This is a genomic window from Saccharopolyspora sp. SCSIO 74807, assembly GCF_037023755.1.
In the GTDB taxonomy this organism is placed as follows: Bacteria; Actinomycetota; Actinomycetes; order Mycobacteriales; family Pseudonocardiaceae; genus Saccharopolyspora_C; species Saccharopolyspora_C galaxeae.
The window spans coordinates 1587346-1601870 of the sequence record NZ_CP146100.1 but is presented as its reverse complement, the minus strand read 5'-3'; the positions used below and the strand labels follow the sequence as shown (position 1 = coordinate 1601870).

The following is a 14525-nucleotide window of genomic DNA, read 5'->3' as shown; positions in this document are numbered from 1 at the left end:
CAAGACTAGGCCGTGTTACGGCCCTCGGCCTTCATCAACACATGGTGATACAGATCACTGTTCGGTCTGTGCCCCTTCCGGAAGTCCAGCACCCACTACTAGGGCGAGGGTGCATTCTCTGTGCCTGTCGGGGACGATCCGTGTCCGCGACCTCTGCGGCATACCCCCGACGCCTCGCCGCGTCGTCCCGTAAAGCGCTCCATGCCGCCGTTCTTGCCGCGTGGTCGGTTGACGGCGCGGCCTCTCTCTCTTGCGGTATCGCTGCTGGCAGGACGCCAACACCGGCGCCGAGTTGACGCGAGGCGCGTTGACGGTCGTTTCGGCTAATGGCAAGCCGCCCGGCTGGCACTGAGTCCGTTGTATCTGGGCCTTGGGTAATCCGGGTTCGAGTCCCGGCGCGACCACGTGTGCACGGAACTCCGTGCAGTCCAAGAGAAGTTGGAGGTCAGTGTGACCGAACAGGTCAAGATGGATCAGCTCATCAAGGGTGTCAACGAGGCGTCCGACTGGTACGAGCGCGACTGCAAGCAGGTTCGCGCTGTGCCGGTGGACGCCGTGTATCGAATCGTCGCGGCGGAGGTCGCCCGCGGTGCCACCGCCGCGCAGCAGCGTGCGGACGAGATCGTTCAGGAGATCCCGCGCGAGGTCGGCTGACCCGCCCGCTCCTCTCGTGTCTGCCACGTCGAGAACGTGGCCCCCGACAGCCACGAGGGACGCGGCCCTCCCGTGCCGCCGCGCGGGCTCCTCGGCGGGCCGCGCGTGCGTGGGGCTCTCACCTTCGACTGGTGGTGAGAGCTGCTGCCTGGCTGACGGGGCGATCCCGCGCCTGATCAGTGCGGTTCCCCGGCCCAGGCACACGCGGGCGGGCGTGGCCTCAACTGGCCGCGCCCGCCCACGAGGCAATGGGGGCACACGCCGGCCAACCAGTGATGAAGGACCTGGACAACTGAATACGGACTCACGCGCGACTTCACGGGAGGTACCAGCTATGGCCACCGACACCAGCGACAGCGAGGACCGTAAGTCCTCGTCCTCGGACAGCTCCGACAGCGACTCGGACTCGGGTTCGTCGCGGAAGCGCAGCAGCGAGTCGGACTCCGGGTCGAAGAAGCGGGACAGCGACTCTAAGAAGAGGAGCGACAGCGACTCGGGCTCGAAGGACAGCGACAGCGGCTCCAGCTCCCGTAAGAAGGACTCCGACTCGGACTCGGGTTCCAGCTCGTCGAAGAAGAAGAGCAGCGGCGGGTCTGGGTCGAAGAAGAGCGACAGCGACTCCGACTCTGGCTCGGACAGCAAGAGCGGCAGCGACCGCGGCTCGGGCTCGTCGAAGCGGAGCGGCTCCAGCTCCGACGACTGACAGCCGGGCGAGCAACGCAAACGGCCCGGCAACATCCGTGGTGGATGCTGCCGGGCCGTGCAGCTCGGTTCGGTTTGCGTCTCCGCTAACGCCGTACCTCCGCGGGCGGTCCGCACTTCCTGTTTCCCATTGTCATGCAGTCCCACCCGGGGTCGTCTTCTTCGATCCGGCGGGACTCGTCCGGTGCGGGAACGATCGTGGTTTCACTCCCGATCGGCGGATCAGCCAGGGCGGCACCGACGACCAGGACGAGAACAACGCTGGCAACGCACGCTCTGAGCATCGCGTCAGCCGTCGACTTCGGCTTCGTAGTGAGAACACCCGCGCTCCAGTAGCGCATCGAAATCGTGGCCGAGCGCGTCGCACAGGTGCAGAAGGTCTCCGAGCAAGTCAGAGATAACAGTGTCAACGTCTTCACCGTGCAAGCGCACGGTGTCGCTGAAAGCTCGTAAAGCTGGGACCGTGAAACCGGCACGTCGTGTGTTGTCCTGAACTTGCGCCTCGGGCGAGGCCCCGTATGACAGGTCGCGTCCGCCGAAGTCCGCTTCGTTTAGAGCCTCGATCGAGATGACGTTGACTCGCTGCGCCGGGTACCGCGCGCGCGGCTTCGCCAGGTCGACTTCTTCACAGCTCTCCCAGTCGTAGATTCCGGGACCGATCCAAGTGATTCGTTGGCCGCATTCCTTGCAGCGATTCCCCTGCTCCGGCAAGTCATCGGGACGGTGCACTCCGTCTCGTCGGCAGCTCGGCACCTCGTCCGCCGCGGCGGTAATAGTCGCATCATTCTCGGACATGATTTTCCCCTTCATTCGGATGCGATGGATCAATGCTCGTAATCAAATCGTGAGCACCACGGATACTGCTTCAGCGGTCGCTATGCAGAGTGGGTCTGGTCGGATGTGGCGGCATGATCTCGAATTGAATGCGCGAAAGCGCGAAAGAGTAGAATCGGCGGTGCCCGGTCTGCTCCACGTGCCGGGTGTCCCACCCGTTGCCGTCGTCCGCCGTGAAAACCCACTCCGAGAACTGCCCGCAATCGAGGCAATCCGTCCGCAGCCACGTCGCGTGCGGCCAGTCGGCCGGGGCCTGCGAGAGATTCGGGACGGTGAGGATGTAACCGGCGGGCGACACGCGAGCTTCCTGCGCCCAGGTAGGAACCTGGGGATTCTCTGGCTGTAAGCCGGGGAAAAGCTCGGTTTGCTCCGCTTGCTGATTGATAAGCTGTTCGTCAGCCATTGGAATCTAGCTCCGATGGTCAGCGAGCTGCCCTGGTCCATGCCCGGGGCAGGGCAGCTCGCGCGTACAGATTCGCTGCGCTGCGTTCGCGGCGCGGTATCCCGTTGGGACACCGCAACGCTCAGGGCGAGCCCTGAGCGCCACGGCATGTCTCAACGGGTCAGGACTGCTGAAAGCGCTGGCGAGCGGTCGCGATGTACGCGGCAGGATCCTCGCCCACGTAGTACAGGCGGCCGCCGTGTTCCCACGTCCCGTTCGAAACGTCGGGGTCTTCGCCGGTCTCCTGCATGTGAAGCGTCATCGCGTGGATGCGCTCTTCCCACTCGTGCCAAGGGGGGTAGTACCGCTGCGAGAACTTGCGCAGGGCGTCATAGCGCTTGCGGTCGGTCTCTGTGAACTGGTCGTAGATACCCATGAGCCGGGCGCGGGCGTCTTCAGCGGGTGACATGTTCAAACTGGTTCCCCACTGCTGTACGTGCTCGTTGTGGTCGAGGTACATCACCTTCAGGTCCGAGTACGTCGACGCTTTCGGCTTGTTCCACACCTCGCCGGACATCTTGGGGTTCGTGGTCTGCGACACGAACCGCATCTGTCCCTTCGTCGCACCCTTGGTGCCAAACTCGATCCAGTAGCGAATCTTGCACCGCAAACGACGGCCGTACGGGTAGTCGTCGACTACATAGGCCGTTTCCCTGCTGGTGTGGCCGTTGAGGACGTGCACTCGCTCAATGGACATGTTGCTCTGCCCGTCATCCATGATCGTTTCCTCTCGATAGCAACCGGCGGCATGCGCCCGCCGTGTTCTAGGGCCATGAAAAGGCCCCTGCCCAAATCGGATGGAACCGTTGGGACACCGCAGCACGCGGACGAGTCGACCGCGTGCCACGGCATATCTCAACGGCTGCGATCAGCCGTAAACGACGTCACCCAAGACAGCTACCTGAACTATTGCGTCAAAGGCGATAGCGTCGAGCTGGCACAGTCCTTCTTCAGCTTCGGTGCCGCTGCCTGCTTCAATGACGGCGCGAATTTGCTTGACATAGAAATCGGCGAGCTTGGTTTTCCCGTCCGCGATATTCTGCATCGCCTTAACGATCTCGCCATGGCCGATGGTGGCCGTACGGCGATAATCATTGGCATCCGTGACGGTCGCCGTCCATGCGCCACTTCCTGATTTTCCGCATGGCTCGCTGTAAAAGAACCACTCTGAACCGAACAGCATAGAGTCGGTAAGAATGTCATAGGTGTCATGCTGGGTAAGATGTGTACCCGTGATCCGCTCATAGAGCGTTATTACGGGGGAAGGCTGAGACATGTTCTCCGGCCGGACATAGTCGCCGGTAGATGGGTCGTATTCTGTGCCGCGTTCCTGCTTCCATGCGGAACCGGTCGTGTCGACGTGGTGTACGCCGTTGCAGTCGGCCGCAATACAAAATGCATTCCAACAGTTTCCCATTTTCCTCTTCTTCCCGTATTCGTTGGGACACCGCACGGCACGGACCACAGTCCATGCCTCACGGCGTATCTCAACGGGTTACGCGCATTGCACGCACGGACACTTGTGTTCTGTGTGCTCGCACGGTTCGCCGTATTCAGTGCAGGGACGGCCGTTGTCGTTTTCGCAATGCCGCTCGTATCCGTGCACGAGGTCTGTCCGTCCTGTGCACTCCTGGGGCTCTTCGCCACTAGCGGTTTGGTATGCGCCGTGCGTCGGGTTTTCCGGATCATCGTTAACGAGTCGGTAGCGAGCGCCGCAGGTAAGGCATTGCTCTTCGTGGACGGACTCGGTTTCCATGAACCGGTGCCCGTAGCTGCTCCACACTGCCGTGATCATGTAGTTCCTCTCTAGAGCTGAACCCTTTAGGCGTGAGCGCATATCGATATGCGCTCCACCTGAAACGTTCAGTTGACGGAGTAAATGAAGCCTTCTTCGGCTTCGATGTTGTGTTCGCCGTAGACCTTGGCGGATCTGGTCAGTCGGTCGCCCTTGGCGCCGAGACCGCGATCCCAGAATCCGGTTCCGTGTCCCTGACGGGTGAGCATGAAGTCATGGCCTGCCTGATGCGGGTCAATGTCTCCGAGATCTGGCCAGTTGGAGTCGAAGAAGTTCTTGCAATCCTCGTTGATTGTGTCGCGCAGATCATCGCTGAAGTCTTCAGTGCTGAAGTCTTCGTCCATCTGCGTGGTCTCGCATTCGCACTCTTGGCGATTGCAGTCCCAATCGTGGTCGTCCACGTAGTGCGCCTGCCACAGAAGGCAATCGGAGTAGCCTTCGGCCATTGCTTCGATGTACTCTTCGACGCTCATTTCATCCCCTTAGATTGATGTGTCCGGAAAGTTCCTTGCCGAATCACTGCCATTCGGTGACCGCTTTTTACGGGTCAAGGCTCTTGCGGCAGAGATGAGCGAATATGGAGTTCTCAAACAACCTGCAGACCTCGGAGGGTCTTGGGATTTTCGGATGGGTGATAACGACGGAGGCAACACTACAGTCAACGTGTAATCCGTCAAGCAAGTATGACGTGGATCATATATAGCCAGGTAGGGGAGTCTCTTGACCAGGGAAAACGCGCGTATGGATGCATGGGGTAGCAGCACTCGAAAGCCCCGGTTGCCGCGTACCTGGTCGCGCCTGCGATCGCAGGTGATGCGCAGGGACGCCTACACCTGCCACATCAAGGGACCGGACTGCGTGGGTGTGGCTACCGATGTGGACCACATACGTCCTGGTGATCGGCATGAACTGTCCAACCTGCAAGCAGCGTGCAAGCCATGCCATGCACGCAAGTCCGCTCGTGAGGGTGTGCAGGGCCGCGCCCGGCGTGCCGCGCTGCGGCTGCGTCCGGCCGAGCGGCACCCGGGGCTGACCGGCGAGCAGTGACCAGGGGAGGGACCCCTACCCCTGCCTATTCGGGCTCGGTGGGCATAGCGGCCCAGCAGTTGTACGGGTTTTCAGGTCACGAGGACCCGGTTCGCTAGTGAGGAATGGAGATCAATGACGACCGGGTACGTGTGGCATTCGCTGTATGGCTGGCATGACACCGGAAGTGCGGCAGGGCTGTTCGGCGCTTCGCCGCTCCGCGGCATTCAACCGGGCCAGCACTTCGAGCATCCGGACACCAAGCGTCGACTGCACGAGCTTGTCGAATCCTCTGGCTTGTTGGAGGAACTGACGCGCATCGAGCCGGTGTGCGTCGAGCCTGAGCAGGTTCTCCGAGTCCACGACGGTTCCTACCTGGAGAAACTGCGGGAAGCGAGCGCAAGCGGGGGCGGTGCCCTCGGCAAACAGGGATCGAGCCCATTCGGCAGGGACTCCTACGACATCGCGCTGTTGGCCGCCGGCGGCACGCTGTCCGCGGCGTCGGCGGTTCTGTTCGGCGCGGTCGACAACGCCTACGCCTTGGTGAGACCGCCGGGACACCACGCGACCCGGACGCACGGCATGGGCTTCTGTCTGCTGAACAACATCGCCATCACCGCGGCCGAGCTGCTTGACTCCGAGGAGGTCGGCCGCATCGCCGTGGTCGACTGGGACGTTCATCATGGCAACGGGACACAACAGATCTTTTACGACGACCCGCGCGTGCTGACGATCAGCTTGCACCAGGACAATAACTACCCCGCCAACTCCGGCGGGGTGGCCGAGAACGGCGAGGGCGCTGGCACAGGCACATCGATCAACGTGCCCTTACCCCCAGGCTCGGGGAACGGTGCCTACCGCGACACATTCGACCGTGTCGTACTCCCGGCGTTGGAGCGATTCGACCCAGACCTGATCATGGTCGCCGCTGGGTACGACGCCGGTGCCGGCGATCCACTCGGCCGACAGATGTTGTCGACCTCGGCCTACCGCGTCCTGACACGGCTACTGCTCGACGCCGCATGGGAGCTGTCCGCGGGTCGCCTCGTGTTCAGCCATGAAGGTGGCTATGACCCGAACACCGTGCCATTTCACGGTTTGGCGGTCATCGAGGAATTGGCCGGCATACGTACCGGGATCGTTGACCCGTACGAGCCGTCGCACACGGCAATGGGGCAGCAGGACCTCCAGTCGCACCAGCGTGTTGCGATCGACGCTGCCGCGGGGCTGGTAGGCAAAGTGCCTTCGTGCCGGGGCCTACGGTGAAGGCGTAGACGACTCCGTCATGCCTTCGCGCACGCGGCGCAGCATCTCGGCCTTGGAGGACAGTGCACGAAGCAGCTCGGCTGCGTGCTGATGGCGCAACCGTGCCTCGGCTTCGGTATCGGCCGAGGACACGGTGTCGAACGTGCCACCGTCTCGGCAGACGCCGATGAAGAACATCGCCGAGGGCACGTCGTCGATGCCTTCCCACACGGTTCGGAGAACGACGTCATCCACCCGATCCTCAGCGACGACGCGGTAGCTCATGTCCTCCCACAGGTCCGCCCACTTTTCGCGCCCGGACCGGTCTCGCATGGTCATGGGCGCAGCCTAGCGGCCTAGCCGCGGCCAGCAGGTCACAATCGCTCATTTCCCGCAGCGACACGGAAGGAGGGCCGCGGAATGGGAACACGCGGCCCCGTTCCGAAGCGGGCCGATCAGCGCATCCGCCGTAACCACGCCGACATCGATACCGTCACCGTGACAGAAGAGGGTCAAGGGGTCGCTTGCCCGGATCTCGGTCTGGAAGACCCGCACCCGTTGGTCGTCGACTGGTACCGGGCGCTGACCGAGTCGGCGCAGTCGAAGTATTTTGAGCCCAGCGACTGGCAGACCGCGCGCCTTGTCGCGCACGAGGTGGACCGCTACCTCCGCTCGGCGCGGCCGTCGTCGCAGATGTTCGCTGCACTGATGAGCGCGATGTCCGACCTGCTGGTCACCGAAGGTGCGCGACGCCGGGCACGTATCGAGATCGAGCGCGGACAAGTGACGGAGAAAGCGAGCGTGTCGGCGATCGAGGAATACCGACGCCAGCTCGGTGTGTAGCCGTTAAGATCGCTGGAGTGACTGGTATTGATTGGGGAAATGTCCCCACGTGGATCTCGGCAATATTCTCTATATGCGCTTTTGGTACTGCCCTTTGGGCTGCCCGTGCCGCATGGAAACAGGTCAAGTTCTCAGCAGACGAGCAAAAGCGGCGTGACGAGAAAGACGAGCAAGAGCAGGCGAGTAAGGTAGCTGCGTGGCTTGTTGTGGACGAGAAAAGAAAAACAGCCGCTGTTAGATACGTCAACAACAGTGGTGTGCCGGTCTACTTCCTTACTGTTACTCCGATGCTCGCCCCAGATCGCAAACTATTGATTAACATAGCAGAGCCGGGAGAGGGGCCTAGGTCGGTAGAGTTCGATACACTTGCTGACTGGCTGCGAAGCGATGCGGACTATCCTGCCAGGTATGTGCAATATGCGGGTCTTGAAGTCGAATTCTTGGACTCGAATAACAATATATGGACACGTGGTTCGAACGGCTACCTCCGCAGGTCGGAGGGTCACGAACTTTGGAATTGGGTCAATGACCTAAAGCGCGACGAGGGGCAGCATGAAAGGGCGGAAAATTCCTATCAGGTTAGGGTTGTTAATGTCAATTAACGGACTCGAAGGTTAGCGTATTCGAGTTTCAGGTCGCGGGGGTCCTGGTGGAATCGGTACTGCTTGGTCCTCCTGGTTTGCCTAAGATGACCATGGGATGGGATTTGCTGGCCTGGACGGCGGGCTACTTGCAGCAGCCGGATGGCGACAATGCCGGCCAGTCGTGGCGCTTCACCGCGGAGCAAGCCCGGTTCCTTCTGTGGTGGTACGCCGTTGACGACGCGGGCCGTTTCGTCTATCGCAATGGCGTACTGCGTCGAATGAAGGGCTGGGGCAAGGACCCGCTCGGGGCGGTGCTTTGCGCGTTGGAGTTGTGTGCTCCTGTGCGTTTCGACGGGTGGAACTCGAACGGTGAGCCGGTGGGACGTCCGGTGGCGGCGCCATGGGTGATCACGGCCGCGGTGTCGAAGGATCAGACGCGCAACACGATGCGGCTGTTCCCGTCGCTGCTGTCGAATGCCTGCATCGAGGAGTATGGGCTCGACATCCATCACGAGATCATCCACAAGTCCGGCGGTGGGCAGATCGAGTCGGTGACCAGCTCCCCGCGGGCTCTCGAAGGCGCTCGGGCCTCGTTCAGCCTTATTAATGAGTCGCACCACTGGCTGGCGAACAACGATGGCCACGAGATGTACAAGGTGATCGTCCGCAACGCGGTGAAGACGAAGTCCCGGCATCTTCAGATCACTAACGGCCACGTTCCCGGTGAGGAGTCGGTCGCCGAGCAGGCATGGGAGGCGTACCAGAAGATCCAGGCGGGCCAGGCCCGCGAGACCGGGATGCTCTACGACGCCCGCGAAGCCCCGCCCGAGACTGACATCCACGATGAGGAGTCGCTGCGGGCGGGGCTTCTGGCCGCTCGTGGTGATGCGGTGTGGCTGGATGTGGACAGCCTTGTGGATGAGATCCACGACATTCGCAACCCACTGTCAGTGAGCCGCCGGTTCTACCTGAACCAGATCGTCGCCAGCGAAGACAGCTGGATGGCCTCGCACGAGTGGGACCGCTGCCGGGTTGACGCCGAGCTGAAGCCCGGCGAGCGGGTCACCCTCGGCTTCGACGGCAGCCGTAGTAACGACTCCACCGTCCTGATGGCCTGCCGCGTCGATGACGGGGTGCTGTTCCGGCTGGCCGCGTGGGAGCACCCAGCGCACCAGCCGGACTGGGAGGTCCCGCGGGAGGACGTCGACAACCACGTGCGTGCCGCGTTCGAGCGCTACCGCGTGATGGCGATGTACGCCGACATCGCGTACTGGGAGTCCTATGTGGACTCGTGGGTGGCCGACTTCGGCCGCCGTGCCAAGCTCAAAGCCTCGCCGCGCTCGACGTTCGCGTTCGACATGCGTGCCCGCATCCGCGACTTCGGGTTGGGCTGCGAGAACTTCCTCGAAGCGGTGCTGAACCAGCACGTGCGCCATGACGGCGATCCGCTGCTGCGGCAACACGTGCTCAACGCCAAGCGGCGGCTGACGAAGTACGACCACATCGGTATCGGCAAGGAGACCAGGGACTCCAAGCGCAAGGTGGACGCGGCCGTGACCGCGGTCCTGGCGTGGATGGCCCGCCAGGAGATCGTCAAAACCCGAACGCTCGGAGCAAGAAAGGTGGTGTTCCACCGCGGATGAACCAAGCTGAGCTGGACATCATCGATCGTCTCCAAGTCGAGCTAGCTACGCGCGAGCCCTACACCCAGGTGGAGACCGCCTACTACGAGGGCGAACAGCGGCTGCAAAGCATGGGCCTGGCGATCCCCCCGGAGATGCGCAACCTGTCGGTGATCGTGAACTGGCCGGCGATGTTCGTGGACTCCGTCGAGCACCGGATGGACATCGAGGGCTTCCGGTTGGCCGGGCAGTGGCGGGCCGATGAACAGCTCTGGGACTGGTGGCAGTACAACGACCTCGACGAGGAGTCGAGCCTCGCCCACCTGGAAGCGTTGATCCACGGTCGCGCGTATCTGTGCGTCGGCTACAACGAGGAAGACCCCGAGGTCCCGCTGATCACGGTGGAGTCCCCGCAGAGCATGATCGCGCTCACCGACCCGCGTACCCGCCGGGTCACTGCTGCGCTTCGGCTCTACGAGCCCGACCCCTCCCGCGCTGTACAGGGCTGCGTGCTCTACCTGCCGGACGTCACGATCTACGCCGAGCAAGCCGATGGCCGGTGGGTGGAGACCGACCGGCACGCGCACAACCTGGACGTCGTGCCCGTAGTCGCACTGACGAACCGGGCTCGGGTGTCTGATCGGCAGGGGCGTACCGAGATGCGGCGCATCATGGGACTGACCGATGCGGCCTGCCGTTCGTTGATGAACCTCCAAGGCGCGCAAGAGCTGATGGCCACGCCGCAGCGCTACATCCTCGGCGCAGACGAGACGTTGTTCCAGGACGAGCACGGCCGCCCGGTCCCGACATGGCAGGCGTACCTGGCGCACATCCTGGCGATCCCGGAAAGCGGCACCGAAGTCAAGGTCGGCCAGTTCTCCGCGGCCGACCTGCGGAACTTCACCGACACCTTGAACGCCTACGCCCACCATGTTTCTGCGCTGACTGGGCTGCCGTCCCACTACCTCGGACTGTCCACCGACAACCCGGCCTCGGCCGACGCGATCCGCTCGTCAGAGGCCCGATTGGTGAAGTCGGTCGAACGCAAGAACCGAGCGGCCGGGGGCGCGTGGGAACAGGCCATGCGGATCGGACTGCGCATCACCGGCGGCGACCCCGACGCCTACCGGCGCCTGGAAACGATCTGGCGCGACCCGGCCACGCCCACGGTCGCGGAGAAGGCCGACGCGGTGCAGAAGCTCTCCGGCGGCCAACCCCTCTACGACCGCGAAACCGCGCTCGAAGAACTCGGCTTCAGCCCGGAGCGGATTCGGATGGTGATGCAACGGGTCGCCGACGACCCGATGCTCAAGCTCATGGCGATGGAAGGAGGCGCAGCCGCGGATGGCGCTGACGATGAACCAGTACAGCAACAAGCAGGCGGGGATCGTGCGCCGACTAGCCCGAGCGATCCTCAAGCTGCTTAGCCCCTTCCGCGCCCAAACCCTCACCGACCAGCAGTACACCGTCCTCATCGGACAGATGTATGACCTGGTCGACGACGCACGCCGCGAGTCCGCGAAGGCCGCACGGGAGTTCTTCGACTCGCAATGGAACGCCGAGTTCGACCAAGACCCACCCGACGTGGACCTACCGGCCTACCGGACCGAGTGGTTCGAGGCAGCGATGCAACCCCTCAAACCGCAACTGACCAGCCGCAACAGCCCACGCGACGCCATCCACCGAGCCTCCCAGATCGCGACTAAAGAAGCCGAAAACGGCGGTCGGCGCACCGTCATCCGAGCCGTGGACGACAACTCGCGGCTGATCGGCTGGGCACGGTACGACCCCGAGCCACCGACCTGCGGGTTCTGCCTGATGCTCATCTCCCGCGGCCCGGTCTACAAGACCCGCCGCACAGCCGGAGACCAACAGCTCTGGCACCCAGGCTGCACCTGCAAGGCCGTGCCGGTCTTCTCCCGCGACCAGTGGGAAGGCCGGGACCAGTACCTCGACGCTGACCGCCTCTGGCGCGAAGCGACGCGGGGATGGTCCGGCAAGAACGCCATCAACGCCTTCCGCCGCGCTGTCGAAGACAAGCATCGTCGCGACTTATCGGTTGCTGCGTGATAGCGTCAGCGAACCGTTCGGAAACTTGTTTGGGTTTGGCCGTGCCTCGGTTCTATCGCGGTTCTTGGCGCCCGAGCTGACGAAATCGATGTGGATGTGGTTCTCTTCCTCAGCCTTTGACAGGTTCCTGACCTTGTCCTGCCGAAGGGTGGTGGTCATCCATGTCTTGTCATAGTCAATCTCGATCTCGTGCAAGAAGCCACTGGCATCGCGCCTCCAGGTCTGCTTGTTTGCGTCGAGGAAGATCACAGAAACGCCAGTTTCCTGCAAGCTTTGACATAGCGCGTCCGATTCAATCGAAAATGTGCCATCCCTGTAAGTGCTTGGCAAATCGTCACTGAGCGTTGCCAGTTTACCGTCGATGACTGTCCGAGCCCATCCAGTGGCTGCGTCAAACGGAAGCACCTGAACCTTGTCGGTCGGCTCCGCCACGAGGAGCCTTACTCGCCGGGTGGTGCACGCTTCGAGGATCACCATTAGATTCCACACTGGAAGCCCGCTCTTATTCACGTAATGCAATTTGACGAGCGGGAACCCATCTTCGGGATCGCGTGAGGCGGAAACCCACACCGCAACCTTCGAAGCCTGCTCCTCTCGGTCCTTCGCATTGCGATACTCGATCTGGTCTAGTGCAACGTCGCGCTGTATTTCTGAAGATCTCGCGCTTCGTCTGGTGAATGTCAGCGCGACGGATGCAATAAGTGCGGCGAAGCACGCGGCGAGTGCTGAAACCCACGAAGGAAGATTACCTGGATCTAACTCAAACATGAGATCGAGAGTATCAGCGGTCACGAGTATTTGATTACAAAAACGTCGGCGCGGCTCCTGGAGGGTCGGCGCTGAGATCTGGTCCTGGAGGCCATCTATGTCTGAACCCCTGTCCGACCCCGCCGAGCACGACGTGACCCCGGAGGCCACGTCGGTCGAGCCGGAGCGGGAATCGGTTGAGGATCTGCCGGCGTTCGCTCAGAAGATCATCAGGTCGTTGCGGTCGGAGGCGGCGACGCATCGGCACAAGGCCCGCGTCGCGGCCGAGAAGGCCGCCGCGCTGGAGCAGGAAACCACCGCGCTGCACGCCGCGAAGGTCAACGCCGAAGCGACCCTGTCCGAGTCCCGGATGGAGCTGACTCGCATTCGCGCCGCGCTCGACGCGGGTGTTCCGGCCGAGATGGTCGAGGACTTCGCTGCCCGATTGCAGGGCTCGACCGCGGAGGAGATCGCCGCCGATGCGGCTCGCCTGAAGTCGACCTTCGGGGTGTCGGCGCGACGTGGTGATCCCTCGCAGGGCGCCTCGGGTGGCTCGGCTGTGACCGATCACCCGCTGACGAACTTCTTCCTGTCACACCGAACGTAAGGAGGGGCTGTGGCGTTCGAAAACGAGATCGCCCCGAACGAGCCCACGACCAACCACGCCATCGCCGATGGGCGCCACCAGCTCCGGATGGCGCACCTGCAATCCCACGACGTCCCCCGGGAGATCGTCAGCGACATCTTCCGCGAGGCCCAGGAATCCTCGCTGGTGTTGCGGGTCGGCCGCCGGATTCCGGTCGGCTACGGCGAAACCATCATCCGTGTCGACGGCGTGGAACCCGAAGTCGGACAGGTCGGCGTCGGCACCCGGCCCGAGGACCGCGAGGGCTACACCAAGCCGGTCTCCGGGGTGAGCTGGGGACATAAGAGTTTCGGGCCGATCAAGCTCGCGACGATCGTCACGGCCTCGGCGGAGTGGGAGCGGACCGATCCGCTGCCGTTCTACCGCGACCTCCAGTCGAAGATGTCGCGTGCGATCGGCCGCGGTGTCGACCTCGCGGTGTTCCACAACCGGCGCCCGGACACCGGTGCGCCGCTGCTGGGCACGGAACTCAACAGCTACGTCAACGCCACGCCGAACCGGATTTGGCTCTCCGGCGACATCTACACCGACATCATGACCGGCTACACGATGCTGGCCGAGTCCGACAAGGACCTGACCCAGTTCGCCGCCGACGAGCGTGTGCGCCCGCAGTTCATCTCCGCCCGCGACCACAACGGCAACCAGGTGTTCCAGTCCCGGTTGAACCTGGCCGACCCGTTCGACTCGATCGCCGGGCTGACCGTGGAGTACGGCAAGGCCGTGCCCGGACGTATCGGCACGTCCCGGGACACCGGCGTGCGCATGTTCGCCGGGGACTTCAAACAGATCGTCTACGGATACGCCGATCAGATCACGCTCAAACGCACCGACGTCGGCTCGATCGAGGTCGACGGCCAGCAGATCAACCTCTGGCAGACCAACCAGGTCGCCTATCTCGTCGAAGTGACCTTCGGGTGGCTGGTCAACGACCCGAACGCCTTCATCGCCTACGACATGGCGCCACTGCCGCACGTGGCCCCCGCTGCTGCCTGAAAGGAGCCGAACATTGGCTGACATCAACGCGCTGCCCGAACTGCACGAGGGCGATTCGGGACACATCGAGGCCCACAACACCATCCGCACGATCTTGTGCGAGCACGAGAACCAGTTGCGTGCACTGGGCGAGCGGCTTGCCCGTGTGGAACGGCGCCCGTGGTTACCGGAGGACCCGGACAACCACGAGGGGCAGCGGCCGTTGCTGCCTGATGACCCGCGGCAGGCTCCCGAGCTGCCCGAGCAGCCGCCGAAGCGGCAGAACCCGGAGATCCCCGCGCCGCGGTCGCCGCGTGAGGACGGGAGCCGCTGATGCGCCTGA

The 14525-nt window shown here is 63.1% G+C and carries 19 protein-coding genes and 1 tRNA gene; 13 read left to right on the top strand and 7 right to left on the bottom strand.

Annotated features, from left to right (window positions below; all coding sequences use genetic code 11):
* Nucleotides 1-312 precede the first annotated feature (312 nt).
* From V1457_RS07125 to V1457_RS07115, 3 genes are all read left to right on the top strand, one after another.
* Nucleotides 313-404: transfer RNA gene (locus tag V1457_RS07125), tRNA-OTHER, on the top strand.
* A gap of 46 nt (nt 405-450) precedes the next feature.
* On the top strand, nt 451-654 hold the full coding sequence (locus V1457_RS07120; RefSeq protein ID WP_338601674.1) for a hypothetical protein: 204 nt from the start codon (nt 451-453) through the stop codon (nt 652-654).
* Nucleotides 655-988: 334 nt separating this feature from the next.
* Nucleotides 989-1357, top strand: a complete 369-nt coding sequence (locus V1457_RS07115) for a hypothetical protein (RefSeq protein ID WP_338601672.1) — start codon at nt 989-991, stop codon at nt 1355-1357.
* Nucleotides 1358-1644: 287 nt separating this feature from the next.
* Here the strand turns inward: V1457_RS07115 and V1457_RS07110 are convergent, their stop codons facing one another.
* The 5 genes from V1457_RS07110 to V1457_RS07090 form a co-directional block, all read right to left on the bottom strand.
* On the bottom strand, nt 1645-2151 hold the full coding sequence (locus V1457_RS07110; protein ID WP_338601670.1) for a hypothetical protein: 507 nt from the start codon (nt 2149-2151) through the stop codon (nt 1645-1647).
* 70 nt (nt 2152-2221) lie between these two features.
* Nucleotides 2222-2593, bottom strand: coding sequence for a hypothetical protein (locus V1457_RS07105; RefSeq protein ID WP_338601668.1), 372 nt, complete (start codon nt 2591-2593; stop codon nt 2222-2224).
* Nucleotides 2594-2753: 160 nt separating this feature from the next.
* A complete protein-coding gene (locus V1457_RS07100; protein ID WP_338601666.1) occupies nt 2754-3350 on the bottom strand; it encodes a hypothetical protein in 597 nt (198 codons plus the stop codon).
* A 150-nt stretch (nt 3351-3500) separates the two neighbouring features.
* Nucleotides 3501-4049 (bottom strand): hypothetical protein, encoded by a 549-nt coding sequence (locus V1457_RS07095; RefSeq protein ID WP_338601664.1) that lies wholly within the window; start codon nt 4047-4049, stop codon nt 3501-3503.
* Between the two features lie 446 nt (nt 4050-4495).
* The gene (locus V1457_RS07090) at nt 4496-4900 is read right to left on the bottom strand and encodes a hypothetical protein (protein ID WP_338601662.1); all 405 of its coding nucleotides are present in this window, start codon (nt 4898-4900) and stop codon (nt 4496-4498) included.
* Nucleotides 4901-5240: 340 nt separating this feature from the next.
* Between V1457_RS07090 and V1457_RS07085 the strand changes: the two genes are divergently transcribed.
* Together V1457_RS07085 and V1457_RS07080 are read left to right on the top strand one after the other, a co-directional pair.
* The gene (locus V1457_RS07085) at nt 5241-5474 is read left to right on the top strand and encodes an HNH endonuclease signature motif containing protein (RefSeq protein WP_338601660.1); all 234 of its coding nucleotides are present in this window, start codon (nt 5241-5243) and stop codon (nt 5472-5474) included.
* Between the two features lie 114 nt (nt 5475-5588).
* Entirely contained in the window at nt 5589-6719 is a 1131-nt protein-coding gene (locus V1457_RS07080) for a class II histone deacetylase (RefSeq protein WP_338601658.1), read from the top strand.
* Here the strand turns inward: V1457_RS07080 and V1457_RS07075 are convergent.
* Nucleotides 6711-7037, bottom strand: a complete 327-nt coding sequence (locus V1457_RS07075; RefSeq protein ID WP_338601656.1) for a hypothetical protein — start codon at nt 7035-7037, stop codon at nt 6711-6713. The two genes, V1457_RS07080 and V1457_RS07075, sit on opposite strands and share 9 nt — an antisense overlap.
* A gap of 81 nt (nt 7038-7118) precedes the next feature.
* On the opposite strand from V1457_RS07075, the gene V1457_RS07070 reads away from it, so the two are divergent.
* The 5 genes from V1457_RS07070 (at nt 7119) to V1457_RS07050 (ending at nt 11817) form a co-directional block, all read left to right on the top strand.
* Entirely contained in the window at nt 7119-7541 is a 423-nt protein-coding gene (locus tag V1457_RS07070) for a hypothetical protein (RefSeq protein WP_338601654.1), read from the top strand.
* Nucleotides 7542-7558: 17 nt separating this feature from the next.
* Nucleotides 7559-8143, top strand: a complete 585-nt coding sequence (locus V1457_RS07065; RefSeq protein ID WP_338601652.1) for a hypothetical protein — start codon at nt 7559-7561, stop codon at nt 8141-8143.
* A gap of 86 nt (nt 8144-8229) precedes the next feature.
* A complete protein-coding gene (locus V1457_RS07060; RefSeq protein WP_338601650.1) occupies nt 8230-9768 on the top strand; it encodes a hypothetical protein in 1539 nt (512 codons plus the stop codon).
* Nucleotides 9765-11174 carry a phage portal protein gene (locus V1457_RS07055; RefSeq protein ID WP_338601648.1) on the top strand — a complete coding sequence of 470 codons (1410 nt, stop codon included), beginning with the start codon at nt 9765-9767 and terminating at the stop codon, nt 11172-11174. Before V1457_RS07060 ends, V1457_RS07055 begins: the two co-directional genes overlap by 4 nt.
* Nucleotides 11092-11817: a hypothetical protein gene (locus V1457_RS07050; RefSeq protein WP_338601646.1), complete on the top strand. Its 726-nt coding sequence runs from the start codon at nt 11092-11094 to the stop codon at nt 11815-11817. The genes V1457_RS07055 and V1457_RS07050 overlap by 83 nt, the downstream gene beginning before the upstream one ends.
* Here the strand turns inward: V1457_RS07050 and V1457_RS07045 are convergent.
* Nucleotides 11800-12609, bottom strand: coding sequence for a hypothetical protein (locus V1457_RS07045; protein WP_338601644.1), 810 nt, complete (start codon nt 12607-12609; stop codon nt 11800-11802). The two genes, V1457_RS07050 and V1457_RS07045, sit on opposite strands and share 18 nt — an antisense overlap.
* A 73-nt stretch (nt 12610-12682) precedes the next feature.
* Here V1457_RS07045 and V1457_RS07040 point away from each other — a divergent pair, with 73 nt between their 5' ends.
* From V1457_RS07040 to V1457_RS07030, 3 genes are read left to right on the top strand one after another with little or no spacing between them, the layout of a single operon-like run.
* Nucleotides 12683-13171, top strand: coding sequence for a hypothetical protein (locus V1457_RS07040; protein ID WP_338601642.1), 489 nt, complete (start codon nt 12683-12685; stop codon nt 13169-13171).
* Between the two features lie 9 nt (nt 13172-13180).
* Entirely contained in the window at nt 13181-14203 is a 1023-nt protein-coding gene (locus V1457_RS07035) for a phage major capsid protein (protein ID WP_338601639.1), read from the top strand.
* A 13-nt stretch (nt 14204-14216) separates the two neighbouring features.
* Nucleotides 14217-14516: a hypothetical protein gene (locus tag V1457_RS07030; protein ID WP_338601636.1), complete on the top strand. Its 300-nt coding sequence runs from the start codon at nt 14217-14219 to the stop codon at nt 14514-14516.
* Nucleotides 14517-14525: the final 9 nt, after the last annotated feature.